This is a genomic window from Bradyrhizobium macuxiense, assembly GCF_007993935.1.
GTDB lineage: Bacteria > Pseudomonadota > Alphaproteobacteria > Rhizobiales > Xanthobacteraceae > Bradyrhizobium > Bradyrhizobium macuxiense_A.
This window is the reverse complement of record NZ_VITY01000020.1, coordinates 1-17,732: the sequence shown is the minus strand read 5'-3', so window position 1 is coordinate 17,732 and position 17,732 is coordinate 1. Positions and strand designations below refer to the sequence as shown.

Below are 17,732 nucleotides of genomic sequence, written 5' to 3'. Positions count from 1 at the left end.
TCACTGATCGGAATAGGTCGGATCCCGTCGCTCGCGAAATGCGGCGACGGCTTCCGCGTGATCGTGCGTCTCCAGGAGGATCACCTGTTGCCGGTCTTCCAGCATGAGTGCCGCATCGAGGCTCGGTGCGTCGATCAGCGTGTTGAGCGCCTGCTTGGTCATGCGCAACCCCATCGGCGAGACCCGCAGCATCTCCTCGGCGAACGCCAGCCCGGTTGCGAGCAACTCATTCGCGGGCACGATGTCACTGACTAGGCCGATGGTCCTGGCGCGCTCGGCCTTGAGGAAGCGCCCGGTGAGCAGGAGTTCAGAGGTCACTGAGAGGCCGACGAGGCGGGGCAGCAGGTAGCCCGAGCCCATGTCGCAACCGCCGACGCCAATGCGGATATAGGCGGCGTTCATGCGGGCGTCTGGTGCGGCAAAGCGGACGTCGCAGGCGAGCAGGAAGGAGAAGCCCGCGCCGCATGCGGCCCCATGGGCAAGCCCGATGATCGGCTGCGGGCATGATCGCATCTGGCGGATCACGCCGGAGTAATTCTGCTGCATCTTGAGTTGACGCTGCGGCCGGCCCTTCCCAGGCGCCGCAAATGCGTCTGATCCAAGTTCGGCGCCGGCGGAAAATTCAGGCCCGTTGCCGCGCAGGATCACAACGCGCGTCGTCGGCCGGTCGTGCAGCCCTGCGAAGTACGCGGTCAGTTCCGTAATCATGGCGGGCGAGACGGCATTGCGCTGGTCGGGGCGGTTCAACGTCAGGATTTCGATCGCGCCGCGGGTCTCGATCGTGATGGTCGTCGGTTGCGTCACGGGAGCGCTCCCTTGATTGCCTTTTGCTGGCATATAGTAATATAGTGTACGATAATTGGAGGCAATGCTCGCGGTCCCCCTCTTTGGGGTGGGCCGCGCGCCGGCGACAAGAGCCCAGGGAGATTTCGACATGCCATATCAGTCGGTGTTCAGGCCGGATCTGTTCAGAGGGCAGACCATCATCGTGACTGGTGGCGGCAGCGGGATCGGGCGCTGCACGGCCCATGAGCTCGCCGCGCTCGGTGCCAATGTGGCGATTGTCGGCCGGACCCCGGAGAAGCTCGCCGAGGTGCGGCAGGAGATCGAGGAGGATGGCGGGCAGGTGATGACCCAGGCTTGCGACATTCGCGATGAGGCGATGGTGGCGGCGGCGGTCGAGGCGGTGCTGGCGAAATATGGGCGCATTGACGGCCTGGTCAACAATGCCGGCGGCCAGTTTCGCTCGCCGCTGAGGGCGATCTCCACCAGGGGGTTTGAAGCTGTGGTCCGCAATAACCTCACCGGCGGCTTCATCTTCATGCGCGAAGTCTATAACCGCTGGATGGAGGCGAATGGCGGCGCGATCGTCAACATCATCGCCGACATCTGGCATGGCTGGCCGGAGTTCGGCCATTCGGCCGCGGCGCGCGGCGGCATGTTGACGCTGACCGAGACGGCCGCGTGTGAATGGTCGGCCTCTGCTGTCCGCGTCAATGCGGTGGCGCCCGGCGGCATCGTCTCGAGCGGCTTCGACACCTACACGCCGGAAATGCAGAAGAAGCTGCACGACTTCACCGAGCGCGTGCCGCTGCAGCGCTTCGGGACGGAAGCGGAGATATCGGCCGCGATCACCTATTTGCTGTCGCCGGCGGCGGCCTATATCACCGGCTCCTGCGTCCGCGTTGATGGCGGCACGCCGAATGCCCGCACGACCTGGAAGCTCGAACCGCACAGCCGCAGCGCGGCGTTCGAGGGCTTCCATCGCGCGAAAATGCCCGAGGTGATGAAGCGGAAGGCGAGCGCTTAAAGCATGATCCGGAAAAGTGCGAAGCGGTTTTCCGAAAAGATCATGCTCAAAGAACTAAAGCCGCTCAGTCGACAGCGATCATCAGCTTGCCGTGGTTTTCGCCGCGGTAAAGCCGGGCAATTGCACCGGGGGCGTGCTCCAGGCCCGGCAGGATTTCCTCGTCGTGAACGATCTTGCCGGCCAGCGCGAGCTCGGCGAGGCGTGCCGCCGCCGTTTCGAACTCGGCGAGATGATCGAAGATGATGAAGCCCGACCAGCGCAGGCGCCGGGTCAAGATCTCGCGTTCGGGACGTGGGCCTTGCGGGGCGGGAGTCCAGGACGCGTTCGCGGCCGTGCCGCACTGGATCACGCGTCCGCGCAACCGCATCGTGCGGATGGCGGCATCGGCGATCGGACCGCCGGTATTGTCGAAGAAGATGTCGTTGCCATCAGGACAGGCCGCGCGGATCGCCGCGCCAAGGTCGGCTGCCTCGCGGTAGTTGATCATGTCCTGATAACCGTAACGCGCTTTCGCCAGCGCGGCCTTGTCTGCCGAACTGGTCAGCCCGACGGCGCGGCAGCCCGCGATCTTCGCGAGCTGGCCGACAAAGCTGCCGACGCTGCCGGCCGCTGTCGACACCAGCACGTGCTCCCCTGGCTTGGGATCGCCCAAGCCATGAAAGGCGAGATAGGCGGTGATGCCGTTCATGCCGAGCACGCTGAGATTGGCACTGAGCGGCAGGCGCGATGGAATGACGCGGCGCAACACCGCGTCCGGCGTGGTCACGCAATAGCGTTGCCAGCCAAACCATCCGAACACCTGCTCGCCCGGCCGAAACTCCGGTGCATTGCTGGCGAGGATCTCGCCGACCGCGAGCGCCCGCATCGGCGTGCCGAGCGGCACCGGTGCGCTGTAGTTCCCCTCGTCATTGGCCCATCCGCGTTGCGCCGGATCGATCGAGAGATAGCGATTTTCGATCAGGATCTCGCCCTCGCCGGGCGCGGCGACCGGTTCCGTGACCAGCGCAAAGTGCTCCGCGTGCGGTATCCCGTGCGGCCGCGCCACCAGCCGGACCTGCCGGTTTTCACGAAGGGCCATGTGCGCTCTCCATAATTAGTACGCTTGTGTACGATATCACTATACGGTAGAAAGCACACGGGAGACAAGGACGTCCCGGCGGACCACGCCGCCGAGGCACCCTGCGAGATATAACCTGCTAGACATAACAAGAGGCAAGCAGCATGGCGGGGCTCTTCTTCGAGCAATTTTCGGTCGGACAGACCTTTGTCCATGAGATCCGGCGCACCGTGACCGACATGGACAACATCCTGTTCTCGTCGCTGACCTACAATCCGGCGGCGGTTCATATCGACCACGAATATGCCAAGGGCACCGAGTTCGGAAAGCCCTTGATGAACTCGATCTTCACGCTCGGCCTGATCATCGGGTTGTCGGTGCAGGATACCACGTTGGGTACGACCGTCGGCAATCTGGGCATGGAGGACACGCGATTCCCGAAGCCGGTGTTTGCCGGCGACACGCTGCGGGCGGAGACCAAGATCGTCGCCGTCAGGGAGAGCAAATCGCGTCCAACGCAGGGCATCGTGACCTTCGAGCATCGCGGCTTCAATCAGCGCGACGAGGAAGTGGTCTATTGCCGCCGGAACGGGCTGATGATGCGGAGGCCGGCATGAAACTGCGCTCGCTTCTGTTCGTGCCGGCCGACAGCGAACGCAAATTCGCCAAGGCTGACGGGATCGGCGCCGATGCCCTGATCCTGGATCTGGAGGATTCGGTCGCGCCGGGTCGCAAGGCGTTTGCGCGCGACGCCGTCAAGGGCTTGTTGGGCGGCGGTCCGAGAAGCTGGTTCTTCCTGGTCCGGATCAACCCGTTCGGCACCGGACTGACGCTGGAGGATCTCGCCGCCGTGGTTCGTCCCGGGCTCGATGGCCTGCTGCTGCCAAAGGTCAACGGCATCGAGGACGTCGATCTCATCTCGCATTATGTCGATGTGCTCGAAGTCGCGAACGGCGTTCCAACCGGTCACGTCAAGCTGCTGACGGTCGCGACCGAAACCCCGGCCGCGATGATCGGCTTCAGCGGTTATGCGCGCGGCAACAAGCGGCTGGTCGGCGTGACCTGGGGCGGCGAGGATTTGAGCGCGGCGCTCGGCGCGCTGACGCCGCGAGAGGCCGATGGGAGCTGGACCTTTCCCTATCAGGTGGCGCGCGCGCAATGCCTGTTTGCCGCCGGCGCCGCCGGCGCGGCTGCACTCGAAACCCTGTATGTCGACTTCAGGGATCAGCAGGGGCTCGCCGAAAGCTGCAGGATTGCCCGGCGCGACGGCTTTGTCGGCCGCATCGCGATCCATCCGGATCAGATCGCGACCATCAACACCTGCTTCACGCCGTCCGATGACGATCTGGCGCATGCGCGGCGCGTCGTTGCGGCATTCGCGGCTGCACCCGATGTCGGCACCGTCGGGATCGACGGCAAGATGTACGACATTCCGCATCTGGTCGCCGCGAAACGAACCTTGGCGTCGGTCGGGGAGGGCCATTCGGATGGATAGATCCTTTGCCAATCAGCTCGACGTGCCGGAGGATCACGCCGCCATTCGCGAGGGCGTTCGGAGCGTCGTGTCGCGCTTCGATGACGAGTATTGGCTGGCCCGCGACGAGGACGGCGAATTTCCCCGCGAATTCCATCGCGCCATGGCCGATGCCGGCTGGCTCGGCATCACCATGCCGGAAGAATATGGCGGCGCCGGCCTCGGCGTCACCGAAGCCGCGATCATGATGCATGAGGTGGCAAGCCATGGCGGCGGCATGACCTCGGCATCGGCTGTGCATATCAACCTGTTCGGTCCGCATCCGATCGTGGTGAAGGGCACCGACGATCAGAAGCGGCGCTGGGTGCCGCGGCTGGTGTCGGGCGAGGATCAATGCTGCTTCGGCTTCACCGAGCCGGATGCCGGGCTGAACACCACGCGCATCAAGACCTTTGCCGAGAAGGTGCCGGGCGGCTACCTGGTCCATGGCCAGAAGGTCTGGACCTCGACCGCGCAGGTCGCCAACAAGATCATGCTGCTGACGCGGACCACGAAGTTCGAGGACTGCAAGCGGCCGACCGATGGCATCACCATCTTCTACACTGATCTCGATCGCTCGAAGATCGAGGTGCGCCGGATTCCGAAGATGGGCCGCAAGGCGGTCGATTCCAACGCCATCTTCATCGATGGTCTGTTCATCCCCGAGGCGGACCGGATTGGTGAGGAAGGCAAGGGTTTTTCCTACATCCTGCACAGCCTCAATCCGGAACGCATCCTGATCGCGGTCGAAGCGATCGGGATCGGTCAGGACGCATTGCGCCGGGCAACGCGCTACGCCAGGGAACGCGTGGTGTTCGACCGTCCGATCGGCCAGAACCAGGCCATCCAGCATCCGCTGGCCGAGAAGTGGATGTATCTGGAATCGGCATGGCTGATGGCGATGCGCGCCGCCTGGCTCTACGATTCCGGCAAGCCCTGCGGCGCGGAGGCCAACAGCGCCAAATTGCTCGGCGCCCGCGCCGGGCACGACGCCGCCTGGCAGGCTATCATGACGCACGGCGGCTTTGGCTATGCCAAGGAGTATCATGTCGAGCGGCTGTTCCGCGAAGTCACCATCACCCGGCTTGCGCCGATCACCGAGCAGCTCATCCTGAGCTTCATTGCCGAGAAGGTGCTCGATCTGCCGAAGAGCTACTGATCCGGATCGCTAGCAGTGCGGGTCAGAGACTGCGCGAGATCAGCTCGCGCATGATCTCCGAGGTGCCGCCATAGATGCGCAGCACCCGCGCGTCGGCGAACAGCCGGCAGATCTCGTATTCGCGCATGAAGCCGTAGCCGCCGAAGAATTGCAGGCACTGATCGACCAGTCTGCCATGCATCTCGGTAACCCAGAGCTTTGCGGTCGATGCCGCGTAGGTGGTCAGCTCGCCGCGGACATGCTGACTCAGACACTGATCGACATAGGCCCACCCGACGGCAAGGTCGGACTTGAGGTCGGCCAGCCTGAAGCGCGTGTTCTGAAAGCTGCCGATCGCCTGCCCGAACGCCTTTCGCTCCTGGACGTAGGCCTTGGTGATGTCGAACGCCCTTTGCGCCGACGCGATCGAATGCAGCGCGATGGTCAGCCGCTCCTGCGGCAGTTCGCTCATCAGCGCCGCCATCGCGCCGCCTTCCGCACCGAGCAGGTTGGTCACGGGGACGCGGACCTCGTCGAAGAACAATTCCGAGGTGTCGGAGGAGAGATGGCCGAGCTTGTCGAGGTTGCGGCCATGACGAAAGCCGGGGCGGTCCGCTTCAACGAGGATCAGGCTCATGCCGCGCGATCCGCCGTCGGTATTGGTGCGGGTCACCGCAATGACGAGGTCGCACATCTGGCCGTTGGAGATGAACGTCTTCTGGCCGGAGATGACATAGTCATCGCCGTCGCGCACCGCGCGGGTGCGCACGCCCTGCAGGTCGCTGCCGGTCCCGGGCTCGGTCATGGCGATCGCGCAGACGGTCTCGCCGGAGACCATGCGCGGCAGCCATTTCCGCTTCTGCTCTTCCGTGCCGTAGCTCAAGAGATAGCCGCAGCACACGTCATTGTGGACCGAGAAGTCGGTTGCGGGACCCGCGAAGCCCGAATAGGCGAGCTCCTCGATGACGACGGCGTTGTGGCGGAAGTTACCCCCGATGCCGCCATATTGCTCCGGCACCTGCGGGCAGAGCAGGCCGGCTTCACCCGCCGCCGGCCAGAGGGCGCGGTCGATGATGCCGGCCTTCTCCCATTCCTGAAAGCGTGGCTCGATCCTGGCCGCGGCGAAGCGGCGGACGCTGTCGCGCAGGAGCGCGTGCTCTTCGTCGTAGACCGGGCGATTTGGCAACATGTCTGTCGAGCCGTCAGTTGAGAGCTAGAAGGCGACCTTGTCGCCACCCTTGAGCTGGAGGATGTCGCGGGCTTCGTCCGGGCTCGCAATCTCGAGTCCGAGCCCTTCGATGATCTTGCGCACCTGCGTCACCTGGGCCGCATTGGTTTCGGCGAGGCGTCCGGCGCCGAGCCAGAGGCTGTCCTCAAGCCCGACCCTGACATTGCCGCCCATCGACGCCGCCATTGCAGCAACCGGCATCTGGGCGCGTCCGGCGCCGAGCACGGACCAGCGATAATTGTTGCCGAACAGCCGATCGGCCGTCCGCTTCATGTGCATCACATCGTCCGGATGCGAGCCGATGCCTCCGAGCAACCCGAAACAGGTCTGGATGAACAAAGGCGCCTTCACCAGTCCTTCGCTCCAGAAATAGTGCAGATTGTAGAGGTGGCTGGTGTCGTAGCATTCGAACTCGTAGCGCGCGCCGGAGCCGTTCAGCGTCTCCAGCGCGTAGCGGATATCCCTGAACGAGTTCCGGAAGACGAGATCGTGGGAGCCCTCGAGCATCTGCGGCTCCCAGTCGTGCTTGAAGCTCTTGTAGCGTTTCAGCATCGGGAACAGCCCGAAATTCATCGATCCCATGTTGAGGCTTGCGACCTCGGGCTTCCAGGTCGCCGCCGGCCGGACGCGCTCCTCGACCGTCATGTAGGGCGAGCCGCCGGTGGTCAGGTTCACGACCACGTTTGAACTCTGCTTGATCACGCGCAGGAAAGGTTCAAACGCTTCCGGCGATTGATCCGGCCTGCCGTCGACGGGGTTGCGCGCGTGCAGATGCACGATCGCAGCTCCCGCCGCCGCGGCGCTGAGCGCTGATTCGGCGATCTCCGCCGGCGTCACCGGCAGATGCGGTGACATCGACGGCGTGTGGATCGATCCCGTGACCGCGCAGGAGATGACGACCTTGTGCGACGCCATGGCGTTGCCTTTTCAGCTTGTGGGCCGTGGCCGTCAGCGCGTGAACTTGTGGAAGTCCGGATCGCGCTTTTCGTTGAATGCCGCGACGCCTTCCTTCGATTCCGCCGTGTCATAGAACAGCTTCACGGCGTGCAGCGCGAAGTTGCTGATGCCGCGGATATTGTCGGAATCGGCGTTGAACGACCGCTTGGCGAGTGCGATCGCGGTCGGCGAGCGCTGGGCGAGCTTGTCGGTCCAATCCTTCACGGCGGCGTCGAGTTGCGCCATCGGGACGACCTTGTTGACCAAGCCCATCTCGCGCGCCTGCTCGGCGGTGTAACGCTCATTGAGGAACCAGATCTCGCGGGCCTTCTTGTCGCCGACGTGGCGGGCCAGGAAAGCGGTGCCCCAGCCGGCATCCACCGAACCCACCTTGGGACCGACCTGGCCGAACTGGGCATGATCCGCGGCAATGGTCAGGTCGCACAGCGTGGCAAGCACATTGCCGCCGCCGATCGCAAAGCCGTTGACGCGCGCGATCACCGGCTTCGGCACATCGCGGATCAGGCCCTGGATTTCGTCGATCGGCAGTCCGACCACGCCGCGGCCATCATACTGGCCCTCATGCGCGGACTGGTCGCCGCCGGTGCAGAACGCCTTTTCGCCCGCACCGGTCAGCACGATGCTTGCGACCTGCCGGTCGTTGGCGGCGAGCTGGAAGGCCTGGATCAATTCCTCCAGCGTCTGGCCGCGGAAGGCGTTGTACACCTTCGGCCGGTTGATGATGATCCAGGCGGCACGGTCGCGGACCTCGTAGATGACGTCGGTGAATTGCTTCGGATCGGTCATGGCGTTTCCTCTCGCGCTTAGATCATGTTCATTCCGCCGGAGACGGAAATGGTCTGTCCGGTGATGAATTTGCCGTCGTCGGACGCGAGCATCGCGACGATCCCGCCGTAGTCGTCGGGCTCGCCCATCCGCTTCAGCGGGATGCCGCGGACCATCGCGTCCTTCCATTTCACGGCGTGCTCGCCCTCGCCAAGCACCGCCGCCATCATCGGCGTGTTGGTCGGGCCGGGGCAGACGGCGTTGAGCAGGACGTTCTTGCGTGCGAGCTCGCGTGCCAGCGACTTGGTGAAGGAGATCAGCCCACCCTTGCAGGCGGAGTAGACGGCCTCGTCGCTGGTGCCGACGCGCGCGGCGTCGGAGGCGATATTGACGATCCGGCCGCCGCCGCGCTCGACCATCAAGGGCGCAATCGCCTTGTGCGTGTTGAGTGGCCCATAGAGGTTGATGCGGATGATCTTGTCCCAGAGCGCCTGGTCGGTCTTCAGGAACGGCATCGGACGATCCCAGCCGGCATTGTTGACCAAAAGCCAGATTGGACCGAGATCGGCCTCGACCCTGGCGACCGCCGCATCCACGGAGGCCGCGTCACCGACGTCGACGGCATAGGTCTTGATAGTGGCCTGCGGCGCGAGCTTGGCGGTCTCCTCGCCGCCCTGCGGATTGATGTCGAAGATCGCGACCTTGCAGCCTTCCTCGGCGAGCCGCAGCGTCAATCCCCGCCCGATTCCCTGTCCGCCGCCGGTCACGATGGCAACTTTTCCAGCTAGGCCCTTCAACGCTGATCTCCCTCGTCGTTTGTCGTTTGATAGTCTCGCGCGCAATCTTCGGTGTTCCGAAGAAGAGGGGCCTATGAGGACGACCCGTTCTTCTGAATGTCAAAGCCGCGCTGCGCGTACATCTGTCGCGCGATAATCGTCTTCATGATCTCGATCGAGCCGCCGGCAATCTTGACGATCCGCGCATCCGCATAGGCCCGCGCGATCGGGTATTCCCACATGTAGCCCCAGCCGCCGAACAATTGCAGGCATTCATCCACCGTTTCGCAGTGCACCTCGGAGGTGAACATCTTGGCCATCGCCGCATCGACGGGATCGAGCTTGCCCTCCATGAACAGCGCAATGCACTTGTCGGTAAAGACCCGAGCGACGGCCGCCTTGGTCTTGAGCTCGGCCAGCTTGAACTGGGTGTTCTGGAAATCGGCGAGCTTCTGGCCGAACGCGCTGCGCTCGGAGGTGTATTGCAGCGTCCAGTCGATCACGGTCTCGGTGACGGTCGCCGAGCGGATCGCCTGTGCCAGCCGCTCCTGCGACAGCTTGGTCATCATCTGGGCAAAGCCCTTGCCCTCCTTGCCGAGCAGATTGCCGGCGGGAATCCGCACATTGTCGAAGAACAGCTCTGAGGTGTCCTGCGCCTTCATCCCCAGCTTTTCCAGGTTGCGGCCGCGCTTGAAGCCGGGCCGGTCGCTCTCGACGATGAACAGCGTAACACCCTTCGCGCCGGCATGGCTGTCCGTCTTGGTCGCAAGCACGATGAAGTCGCAGAGCTGGCCGTTGGAGATGAAGACCTTCTGGCCGTTGACGACGAACTCGTCGCCATCGCGTACCGCGCGGGTCCGGATCGCCTTGAGATCGCTGCCGGCGTGCGGCTCGGTCATGCCGAGCGAGCCGATCGCCTCGCCCGAGACCATCTTGGGCAACCATTGGCGCTTCTGCGCCTCGGTGCCGAACGACAGGACATAGGTCGCAACCAGGTCGGTATGGATCAGAAAGCCAGGTCCGCTGGCACCGGAGCGCCAGAGTTCCTCGAACACGACGACATCGAACAGGTAGTCCAGTCCCATGCCGCCATATTCTTCCGGAACGGTGCAGCACAGGAGCCCCGCGGCACCCGCCTTCAGCCACAGCTCCCGCGGCACAATGCCTTCTTCTTCCCATTTGGCGTGGAAGGGTACGATCTCGCGGTCGACGAAGCGTCGCACCGTCTGCCGGAAAATTTCATGCTCTTCGCGAAAGATCGTGCGCTCGATCATTGTCAAAACGCGTCCCGTCTGATTTAGTTTGCTAGTGTACAGTATTCGGTTTGGGTATACAACCGAAGGCGGGATCAGCGCAAGCCTGATCGTACACCAATGAACTTTAATCGGGAGGCTAGGGATGCCGATCGGACCGGAGCTGAAGCAGTTTCGCATGGAGCTTGCGGGAAACGGCGTCCTGCACCTGATCTTCGACATGCCCGGCCGCTCGATGAACGTGTTGTCGAACGCGGCGATCGAGGAGCTCGGCGTGTTTGCCGACTGGCTCACGCAGAGCGACGTCGCGGGCGTCGTCATCAGCTCCGGCAAGTCTTCCGCGTTCTGCGCCGGCGCCGATCTGGCCGAGCTTGAAACCGCCTACGACACGATCATGGCGGCACCGCCGGTTGAACGCGATCGCCTGGCTTTCGACCATTTCTTTCGGCTGAGCCACGGATTGCGTCGGCTCGAGACCGCGGGCAAGCCAATCGCGGTGGCGGTCGCCGGCCTCGCATTGGGCGGTGGCTGTGAGTTCGCGCTCGCCACCCATCACCGGGTGGTCGCCGACCACCCGCAGGCGACGTTCGGCCTGCCGGAGTCGCTGGTCGGATTGTTGCCGGGCGGCGGTGGAACCCAGCGGTTGCCGCGTCTGATCGGAATTGAAGCGGCGCTGCCGGTGCTGCTCGACGGCGCACGGATCAATGGACAAGCAGCGATCGCCGCGGGCCTCGCGCACGAGTTGGCGATGCCGGGCGAGGAGGTTGCTGCTGCGGAACGATGGGTGCTGTCATCTCCCGCTGCCACACAACCCTGGGATCGTCCCGATTGGCAGCCGGCCGCCGCGCAGCGTGTCTCAAGCGAGACCGACTTGTGCCGAACCAAAATGCTCGTCGCCACCCTCGGACATTATCCGGCCCCGTCTGCGATCCTCGACTGCGTCGCGCAGGGATTGCCGCAGAACTTCGACACGGCGATCAGGACTGAGATGCAGATCTTCGCAAGACTGATCCAGCGCCGGGAGCCACGCAACATGATCAGGACGCTGTTTCTCGGCAGGCTCGACTACGAACGGTTGAAGAAGAGAGGGCTCGATCCCAAGATCATGCAAGCCGTGGATGCGGTCACCAATGCGCTTGCTGCGCGCTTGGAAAGCGGACAGGAGCTTTTGGAGGCGTTCGCCCGGTCCGGCTTCCGCATCGAGGGGCAGCGCAAAGCCACTTATGACGGCCGGATCGCAGCTGGCGCCTATTGGCACGACGACGAGCCGAAGACCTGGGGCAAGGAGCTGCTGCGTGCACGGCTCACGGCTGCGGACTCCGTCGCCGCGCGCTGGCGTCCTGAACTCGACGAGGCGGAACGACGCGCTGCCGACTACATCCTGGTCACGCAGCGAGGTTTTCCGGCCTATATCGGCGGCTTGTTTGCCGCAGGGTTGAACTGAACCGGTTTCAGAAGGAGAGACGATCGTGTCAAGACCGCTCGATGGCATCAAGGTTCTCGATCTCTCGAAGGTGCTGGCTGGGCCGCTCTGCGCGCAGTATCTTGGCGACCTCGGTGCCGAGGTCATCAAGGTCGAAGCGCTCGGGCAGGGTGATGAGACACGGGGATGGCCGCCATTTCCGGCGCCTGGCCTCGGCACGGTGTTTCTGAGCGCCAACCGCAACAAGCGCAGCATTGCGATCAACATGAAGTCCGACAAGGGACGCAAGCTGGTGCACACGCTTGCGAAGTCCGCCGACGTCGCTATCGAGAGTTTTGGCACCGGCGTCGCCGAGCGGCTCGGCATTGATGCCGTGACGCTTTGCGCACTCAACGACCGGCTGGTCCATTGCAGCATCTCCGGCTTCGGTCGGACCGGTCCGCTCAGGAATTCGCCAGGTTACGATGTGATCTTGCAGGCCTTTGCAGGCATCATGTCGATGAGCGGCGACGAGGGCGGCGGCTATATCCGCAGCCCGATCTCGCCAATTGACCAGATGACCGGTGTGCATGCCTTCGGCGGCATTCTGGCCAGCCTGCTTGCGCGGGAGAAATCGGGCCGGGGCGGGGCGATCCAAGTTTCGCTGTTCGATACCGCGCTTGGGTTGCTCGGCTACAATCTGCAGACATATTGGCAGCGCGGGACGCAGCCGGCCAAATGCGGCTCCAGCCACGAGTCGCTGTGTCCTTACCAGGCGTTCGAGGCCGCGGACGGACCGATCATGATCGGGGTAGCCAACGACAATCTCTGGCGCAAGTTCTGCGCGATCGCAGGCTTGAGTGCGATCGTGGACGATCCGAGGTTCCGGACCAATGCGGACCGGGTCAGGAACCGCGCCGAAACGCTGCATCATGTGCAGGCGGTCATCGCCACCCGAAAGGTTGCGGATTGGAATGGCGCGCTCAACGAGGCCGGCATTCCATGCTCGCCGATCAACACGCTCGCCCAGTTGCTGGACCATCCGCATACCAAGGCGGACGAGCTGATCATGCAATACGATCATCCGGCGGCCGGCCGCTTGAACTGCGTCGGCTACCCCGTGACGTTCGTCGGCGAGGAGCGCGCACCCGGACTGCCACCGCCTATGCTCGGGCAACATACTGACGACGTCCTGAAGGAGATGGGGTTGACCGATACGGCCATCGGTGATCTGCGCCGCGATGATATCATCAGCTGATCGGCAAAGTGCGGGCGGCCCGCGAGCGTCAAGGCTTGTTAATGTGCTCTCTTTTTTTAAGGAGAGGGTACTAAGGGTATTGCAAATCTGACCCTTGCCCTGCCGAAAATCTCTACCTATCCGACCGCCTACGCTTTTCGGAGCAAGTCAGGGCATTTCAGGTGACTCGCGCCGTTAGTCGGAAGCTTGGGTCGAAGCCGAGCTCGCTTCGCGCCTTGTCGATGGTCAGATATCGGTTTGGTTCGGCGATGTTGTAGATTCCGCGCCGCGCGTTCTCGATTGCCAGCAAAGCGGCCGAAGCCGCGGCATCGACGTGCAACGACGGTATCTCAGCGGCGTCCGCGCCAGTGCCCGGCCCGTAGAGATGACCGTAGCGGAGGACGACACCTTCGATCGGTGGTGACGCAACGGTCAGCCGCTCCAGCGTTGCGACGCCGTCCGCCGTATCCGCACGCGGCCCCGCCGCCTGCACGTCGAGCGGGTCGTCTTCGGCGTGGGGCTCCGCTCCGGGCGCGTACATCCAGGCGATGCTTTGCGAAATGAGCCGATGCACGCCGGCAGCGATCATGGCGGCAACCAGGTTGCGGGTCCCCTCGCGGCGCATGCGCGCGTTGCGCCGCGAGCCCTCGGCCATCCGCGCCGGATCCAGGCCGTGCGGGAGGTCGGTCAATTGATCGACCACAATGTCCGGCCGGGCGGCGTCAACCGCCCGCGACAATGCCGGCGCGTCGAAGATATCGAGGACCACGGGCTCGACGCCAGCCGCGCGCATCGCATCCGCTTTGTCCGCAGAGCGCGTCGTGCCGACGACATGGTGTCCGGCATCGAGCAGCAACGGGACCAGACGCTTGCCGATGGCGCCTGCAGCTCCGGCCAGGAAAATCTTCATGACACGATCTCCTCAACATTAACCGTCAGATCGGCAGGTGGTTTCGTCAGATGTGCGCGGCCCGTCGTCGGACTGCTGGATCGACGTCAGCGCCAGCGCCAGCGCGACGCAACCGAGGCCGACCGCGCAGACGAGCGTCCATCCGCCTTCCACCCACGCCATGCCGGCGAGCGCCGAGCCGGCAGAACCGCCGACAAAAAACAAGCCGGTGTAGAGCCCGTTGAGCCGGCCGCTCGCCTGCGTGCAAGCCAGGTGGACGGCGCGGCGGCCGAGCGTCTGGTCGCCGATGACCCCGAAATCGAGGGCGACGGCAGCGGCGGCGAGCAAGCCGAGCGACAGCACTGGCCGCACGGCTGGATCGAAGCCGAACCAGCCGGCGCCGGCAGCGCCAGCGAGGAACAACGCCGCGATCACCGTTGCGTGGGCGAGCCGCGTCGCGCGCATTGTCCACCCCCGATCGCCTGCCCAGCCCGCAATGGGGGCGACGACCGCTCCGCCAACGCCGGCCAGGGCGAACAGCGCGATCCCGACCGGACCCAATCCAAATGGTGGAGCTGCGAGGCGCAGGGCGACCGCGGTCCAGAAGATGCCAAAGGCGCCCATGCACAGCCCCTGATAAAGCGCGCGGCGGCGCAGCACGGGCTCCTTGACCGGCAGCATCCACAGCGATGCGATCAGCGCGCCATAAGTGACCCCGACCGCCGGCTGACGCCGAGGCAGGACCCGTTGCAGAGCGACCACGATCAGCGCCACGGCAATCGCGTCGATCGTATAGGCGCCACGCCAGCCGAAGGCGGCGGCCCCAAGGCTTGCAATCGGGCGCGACAGCAGGATGCCGATCATCAAGCCACTCATGACGTTGCCGATTACCCGCCCGCGCTGCGCCTCGTCGGCGCGGCTTGCCGCAACCGGAACGACCATTTGTATGGCGCTGGTTGTGCATCCGCCCGCAAACGCCGCGAGCAGAAATAGCGCCACGGAAGGCGCTGCCGCCGCGCCGGCGAGGGCAACAACGTCGACGAGGAGCGTCAACAAGATCACGCGCCGGTTCTCGAGGATATCGATCAGCGGCACCAGCAGGACGAGTCCTGTCGCATAACCGAGCATGGGCGTCATCGCGATGAGCGATGCGGCGCCCAGCGAGAAGCCCAGCGACGACCCGATCAGGTCGATGAGCGGCTGCGGCGCATAGAGCGGCAGCACGATCACGCCGACCGCCGCCGCAAACAGCAACTCGAGGTCTCGCGTCAGTGCGGGTGACTGCCTGGCCGCCTGTGGCGGTGTGTGCGTGCCAACCACTGGCGGACGATGCGCCCCGACATGCGCATTGGCCATGGCTTGCTCACATCGGCTTCATCAGGTCGGCCGGGCCCGCGCCGGCCGGAGCGATATAGATCGCGAGGAGGGTCGCGGCCTGGGTGGAGCTGGCGTTGCGCGAGACGCGATGGACCGCGCCTACCGGTTCCCACCATGCATCTCCGGCGTGGAATGTCTGCTCTGGCCCGTCGCCGACCTTCGAGCGGATCGCGCCCGAGACGACGAATGCCATGACACCGTTGGCATGCATGTGCGGCGGCGATCCGGATCCCGGCGGATAGGTCACCTCAACCAGGGTGATGTCGCGCTGCGGTTCGCCAGGCAGGCGTTGCTTGATCACCTCGCGCCGCGTGGAGGCGCCACCTTCGGGAGCTGTCGCCGCGACAGCGGCGCGCGGCAGTGTCGCTGCCACGGTCAGGATCAACGGGAGGGGGGAAGCGGTGTTGAATCCTCGTCTTGTCACGGTGGCTTCGATCCTGGTGTCAGGGGTCATCACGGCCTCCTTTGTCTCCGCTGCCGAAGAGCCGGCAACGCCCGACAGCTAGGCGTCGGATGGCCTAGTTGGTAGTGCCAAGAGGTGCTATATCGACTAGGCCATGATGCGATCGCTGGACAGACGCCTGCGTGGCCTGGCGCTCGTGCGCGATGACGTCAACCCGCTTTATCGCCAGGTGTACGAATACATCCGGACCGCGATCAGCTCGGGTCAGCTACGGCCGGGCGATCGTCTGCCGTCGACACGCAGCCTCGCCGAGCAGTTTGGTACTGCGCGGGGCACGATGGACGCGGCCTATGCAATCCTCGCCGGCGAGGGCTACGTGGTCGGCCGCGGGCCGGCGGGCACCGTGGTCAGCGCAGATCTCGACCGCTACGTCGTCGCAGATGCCGTCAGCAGGCAGCGCTTTTCGACATCGGCCCGGAGATTTGCGGTCCAGGTGCCGCGGCCTTTTCAAATGGCGCTGCCGGCACTCGACGCGTTTCCGCGCAAGGTCTGGTCCCGGCTGGTCGCGCGCCATGCGCGCGCCCTCTTACCTGCCAACATGGCATATCCCGATCCGGCCGGCTATGCGCCGTTGCGTGAGGCCATTGCCGGATACCTCGCGACGTCCTGCGGCGTCCGCTGTTCCGCCGACCACATTCTGATAACTAACGGCTACCAGGATGCCCTCAACGTCGTTGCCGGCGTTCTCCTGCGAATGGGCGACCAGGTCTGGATCGAAGACCCCAGCTATCCGCCCGCCGCCGAGGCGTTGAAAGCCGCGGGCGCGAGGCTGGTTCCGATCCGCGTGGATACCGAGGGCCTGCGCGTGTCAGATGGCCTCGCACGGGCGCGCCGCGCGCGGCTCGCCGTGGTCACGCCGTCGCATCAGAGCCCGCTCGGAGTCGCGTTGTCGCTGCCGCGGCGACTAGCGCTTCTTTCCTGGGCCGGCGCCGCCGGTGCCTGGATCATCGAGGACGACTACGACAGCGAATTCCGCTACGTGGGCCGACCGCTGCCTGCGCTCAAGAGCCTCGATCGCGACCAGCGAGTGATCTATGCCGGCACCTTCAGCAAGGTCCTGTACCCGGGCCTGCGTCTTGGATATCTCGTCGTGCCAGAGCAGCTCATTGCAGCGTTCACGCGCTTCAATCGCCTCCGACACCTGGGGCATGCGACGCTGAAGCAGCGCGTCGTCGCCGATTTCATCGGCGCAGGGGCGCTGGCCTACTTCCATCCCTAGTGGCCTGTTTTGAAAATTCGAGTGGCCTAGTTTGGACTTAACCCATCCTCAACCCATGCGGCGCACGACGTTCACAGTAGTCCTACCGAGAAGCCTTATTCCCTGTTCTGGGCACATAGATTTTGATGATCCCCGATTCGTTCCAAATCCACTGCGGAGATGGATTACCGGGGTTCTCCGTGGGTGAATGGAGTTCCGGGCACCGGCAGGATCAGAGGGCGGTATGGCAGGAAATGAGGCCGCCCCGTAGGATTACGGTGGTGAACCGATTGGCACAGATTGCACTTTCCGCGAGAAAAGTTCCGGACCTACACTGAGGCGTTCCCTCAGGTGTGGGGATGCGCCATGGCAGAAACCCTTTTCCGCGCCGGCATCGTGATATGGGGACTCTGTCCCGTCGCTATTGCGGCACTCGCACTGCTTTTATGAGGACCTGGCCCACCACGCTACAGGGCCGGTAGATGGTCCCAGCAACAAGCCTTCCCCTACAAGGCCCCCAAAGTTGCTGGGGCCGCTCAATACGGAGGCCGCCTCAGTTGGCGGCCTCTTTCATTAGTCGTCCGTGAAGAATGCGGATTGACCTGAAAAATAAGCAAAAATTGTGTTGAGAAAGTATTCGATTTTGCAGGAAAGCGGTGTGTGGGACCT

17 protein-coding genes are annotated in these 17,732 nt (G+C 64.2%); 7 read left to right on the top strand and 10 right to left on the bottom strand.

The features are described 5' to 3' along the window. Positions 1-936, bottom strand: coding sequence for an enoyl-CoA hydratase/isomerase family protein (locus FBZ93_RS36520; RefSeq protein ID WP_208764112.1), 936 nt, complete (start codon positions 934-936; stop codon positions 1-3). Here FBZ93_RS36520 and FBZ93_RS36515 point away from each other — a divergent pair. Further along, positions 935-1,810 (top strand): SDR family oxidoreductase, encoded by an 876-nt coding sequence (locus FBZ93_RS36515; RefSeq protein ID WP_146992240.1) that lies wholly within the window; start codon positions 935-937, stop codon positions 1,808-1,810. The genes FBZ93_RS36520 and FBZ93_RS36515 overlap by 2 nt on opposite strands. Before the next feature lie 64 nt (positions 1,811-1,874). Here the strand turns inward: FBZ93_RS36515 and FBZ93_RS36510 are convergent, their stop codons facing one another. Further along, positions 1,875-2,888 (bottom strand): NADP-dependent oxidoreductase, encoded by a 1,014-nt coding sequence (locus FBZ93_RS36510; protein WP_146992239.1) that lies wholly within the window; start codon positions 2,886-2,888, stop codon positions 1,875-1,877. Positions 2,889-3,031: 143 nt separating this feature from the next. Here FBZ93_RS36510 and FBZ93_RS36505 point away from each other — a divergent pair, with 143 nt between their 5' ends. From FBZ93_RS36505 to FBZ93_RS36495, 3 genes are read left to right on the top strand one after another with little or no spacing between them, the layout of a single operon-like run. Beyond that, entirely contained in the window at positions 3,032-3,484 is a 453-nt protein-coding gene (locus FBZ93_RS36505) for a MaoC family dehydratase (protein ID WP_146992238.1), read from the top strand. Then, positions 3,481-4,362, top strand: coding sequence for an HpcH/HpaI aldolase/citrate lyase family protein (locus tag FBZ93_RS36500; RefSeq protein WP_146992237.1), 882 nt, complete (start codon positions 3,481-3,483; stop codon positions 4,360-4,362). The genes FBZ93_RS36505 and FBZ93_RS36500 overlap by 4 nt, the downstream gene beginning before the upstream one ends. Further along, on the top strand, positions 4,355-5,539 hold the full coding sequence (locus tag FBZ93_RS36495; RefSeq protein ID WP_146992236.1) for an acyl-CoA dehydrogenase family protein: 1,185 nt from the start codon (positions 4,355-4,357) through the stop codon (positions 5,537-5,539). The genes FBZ93_RS36500 and FBZ93_RS36495 overlap by 8 nt, the downstream gene beginning before the upstream one ends. Before the next feature lie 22 nt (positions 5,540-5,561). On the opposite strand, the gene FBZ93_RS36490 is transcribed toward FBZ93_RS36495, so the two are convergent. The 5 genes from FBZ93_RS36490 to FBZ93_RS36470 form a co-directional block, all read right to left on the bottom strand. Next, a complete protein-coding gene (locus FBZ93_RS36490; protein ID WP_146992235.1) occupies positions 5,562-6,707 on the bottom strand; it encodes an acyl-CoA dehydrogenase family protein in 1,146 nt (381 codons plus the stop codon). Between the two features lie 24 nt (positions 6,708-6,731). Further along, on the bottom strand, positions 6,732-7,661 hold the full coding sequence (locus FBZ93_RS36485) for a 3-keto-5-aminohexanoate cleavage protein (RefSeq protein WP_146992234.1): 930 nt from the start codon (positions 7,659-7,661) through the stop codon (positions 6,732-6,734). A gap of 33 nt (positions 7,662-7,694) precedes the next feature. Then, positions 7,695-8,489 (bottom strand): enoyl-CoA hydratase-related protein, encoded by a 795-nt coding sequence (locus FBZ93_RS36480; RefSeq protein ID WP_146992233.1) that lies wholly within the window; start codon positions 8,487-8,489, stop codon positions 7,695-7,697. Positions 8,490-8,506: 17 nt separating this feature from the next. Then, positions 8,507-9,265 (bottom strand): SDR family oxidoreductase, encoded by a 759-nt coding sequence (locus FBZ93_RS36475; protein ID WP_146992232.1) that lies wholly within the window; start codon positions 9,263-9,265, stop codon positions 8,507-8,509. A gap of 71 nt (positions 9,266-9,336) precedes the next feature. Further along, positions 9,337-10,518: an acyl-CoA dehydrogenase family protein gene (locus FBZ93_RS36470; RefSeq protein WP_146992231.1), complete on the bottom strand. Its 1,182-nt coding sequence runs from the start codon at positions 10,516-10,518 to the stop codon at positions 9,337-9,339. A gap of 124 nt (positions 10,519-10,642) precedes the next feature. On the opposite strand from FBZ93_RS36470, the gene FBZ93_RS36465 reads away from it, so the two are divergent. Continuing rightward, positions 10,643-11,941, top strand: coding sequence for an enoyl-CoA hydratase-related protein (locus FBZ93_RS36465; RefSeq protein ID WP_146992230.1), 1,299 nt, complete (start codon positions 10,643-10,645; stop codon positions 11,939-11,941). Between the two features lie 25 nt (positions 11,942-11,966). Then, entirely contained in the window at positions 11,967-13,157 is a 1,191-nt protein-coding gene (locus FBZ93_RS36460; protein WP_208764111.1) for a CaiB/BaiF CoA transferase family protein, read from the top strand. A gap of 157 nt (positions 13,158-13,314) precedes the next feature. Here the strand turns inward: FBZ93_RS36460 and FBZ93_RS36455 are convergent, their stop codons facing one another. Genes FBZ93_RS36455 through FBZ93_RS36445 form a run of 3 tightly spaced genes read right to left on the bottom strand, consistent with a single transcriptional unit; the run spans position 13,315 to position 15,856 of the window. Then, positions 13,315-14,046: an NAD-dependent epimerase/dehydratase family protein gene (locus FBZ93_RS36455; RefSeq protein ID WP_146992228.1), complete on the bottom strand. Its 732-nt coding sequence runs from the start codon at positions 14,044-14,046 to the stop codon at positions 13,315-13,317. Between the two features lie 18 nt (positions 14,047-14,064). Then, entirely contained in the window at positions 14,065-15,381 is a 1,317-nt protein-coding gene (locus FBZ93_RS36450; RefSeq protein WP_246667789.1) for an MFS transporter, read from the bottom strand. A gap of 7 nt (positions 15,382-15,388) precedes the next feature. Continuing rightward, complete coding sequence (locus FBZ93_RS36445) at positions 15,389-15,856, bottom strand: cupin domain-containing protein (protein ID WP_146992227.1); 468 nt, start codon at positions 15,854-15,856, stop codon at positions 15,389-15,391. A gap of 103 nt (positions 15,857-15,959) precedes the next feature. Here FBZ93_RS36445 and FBZ93_RS36440 point away from each other — a divergent pair, with 103 nt between their 5' ends. Beyond that, entirely contained in the window at positions 15,960-17,084 is a 1,125-nt protein-coding gene (locus FBZ93_RS36440) for a PLP-dependent aminotransferase family protein (RefSeq protein ID WP_208764110.1), read from the top strand. Positions 17,085-17,732: the final 648 nt, after the last annotated feature.

Coding starts and splice junctions, on each gene's coding strand:
- FBZ93_RS36515 (WP_146992240.1), top strand. CDS start 935: ATGCCATATCAGTCGGTGTTCAGGCCGGATCTGTTCAGAGGGCAGACC.
- FBZ93_RS36520 (WP_208764112.1), bottom strand. CDS start 936: ATGTCGAAATCTCCCTGGGCTCTTGTCGCCGGCGCGCGGCCCACCCCA.
- FBZ93_RS36510 (WP_146992239.1), bottom strand. CDS start 2,888: ATGGCCCTTCGTGAAAACCGGCAGGTCCGGCTGGTGGCGCGGCCGCAC.
- FBZ93_RS36505 (WP_146992238.1), top strand. CDS start 3,032: ATGGCGGGGCTCTTCTTCGAGCAATTTTCGGTCGGACAGACCTTTGTC.
- FBZ93_RS36500 (WP_146992237.1), top strand. CDS start 3,481: ATGAAACTGCGCTCGCTTCTGTTCGTGCCGGCCGACAGCGAACGCAAA.
- FBZ93_RS36495 (WP_146992236.1), top strand. CDS start 4,355: ATGGATAGATCCTTTGCCAATCAGCTCGACGTGCCGGAGGATCACGCC.
- FBZ93_RS36490 (WP_146992235.1), bottom strand. CDS start 6,707: ATGTTGCCAAATCGCCCGGTCTACGACGAAGAGCACGCGCTCCTGCGC.
- FBZ93_RS36485 (WP_146992234.1), bottom strand. CDS start 7,661: ATGGCGTCGCACAAGGTCGTCATCTCCTGCGCGGTCACGGGATCGATC.
- FBZ93_RS36480 (WP_146992233.1), bottom strand. CDS start 8,489: ATGACCGATCCGAAGCAATTCACCGACGTCATCTACGAGGTCCGCGAC.
- FBZ93_RS36470 (WP_146992231.1), bottom strand. CDS start 10,518: ATGATCGAGCGCACGATCTTTCGCGAAGAGCATGAAATTTTCCGGCAG.
- FBZ93_RS36465 (WP_146992230.1), top strand. CDS start 10,643: ATGCCGATCGGACCGGAGCTGAAGCAGTTTCGCATGGAGCTTGCGGGA.
- FBZ93_RS36455 (WP_146992228.1), bottom strand. CDS start 14,046: ATGAAGATTTTCCTGGCCGGAGCTGCAGGCGCCATCGGCAAGCGTCTG.
- FBZ93_RS36450 (WP_246667789.1), bottom strand. CDS start 15,381: ATGGCCAATGCGCATGTCGGGGCGCATCGTCCGCCAGTGGTTGGCACG.
- FBZ93_RS36445 (WP_146992227.1), bottom strand. CDS start 15,856: ATGACCCCTGACACCAGGATCGAAGCCACCGTGACAAGACGAGGATTC.
- FBZ93_RS36440 (WP_208764110.1), top strand. CDS start 15,960: ATGATGCGATCGCTGGACAGACGCCTGCGTGGCCTGGCGCTCGTGCGC.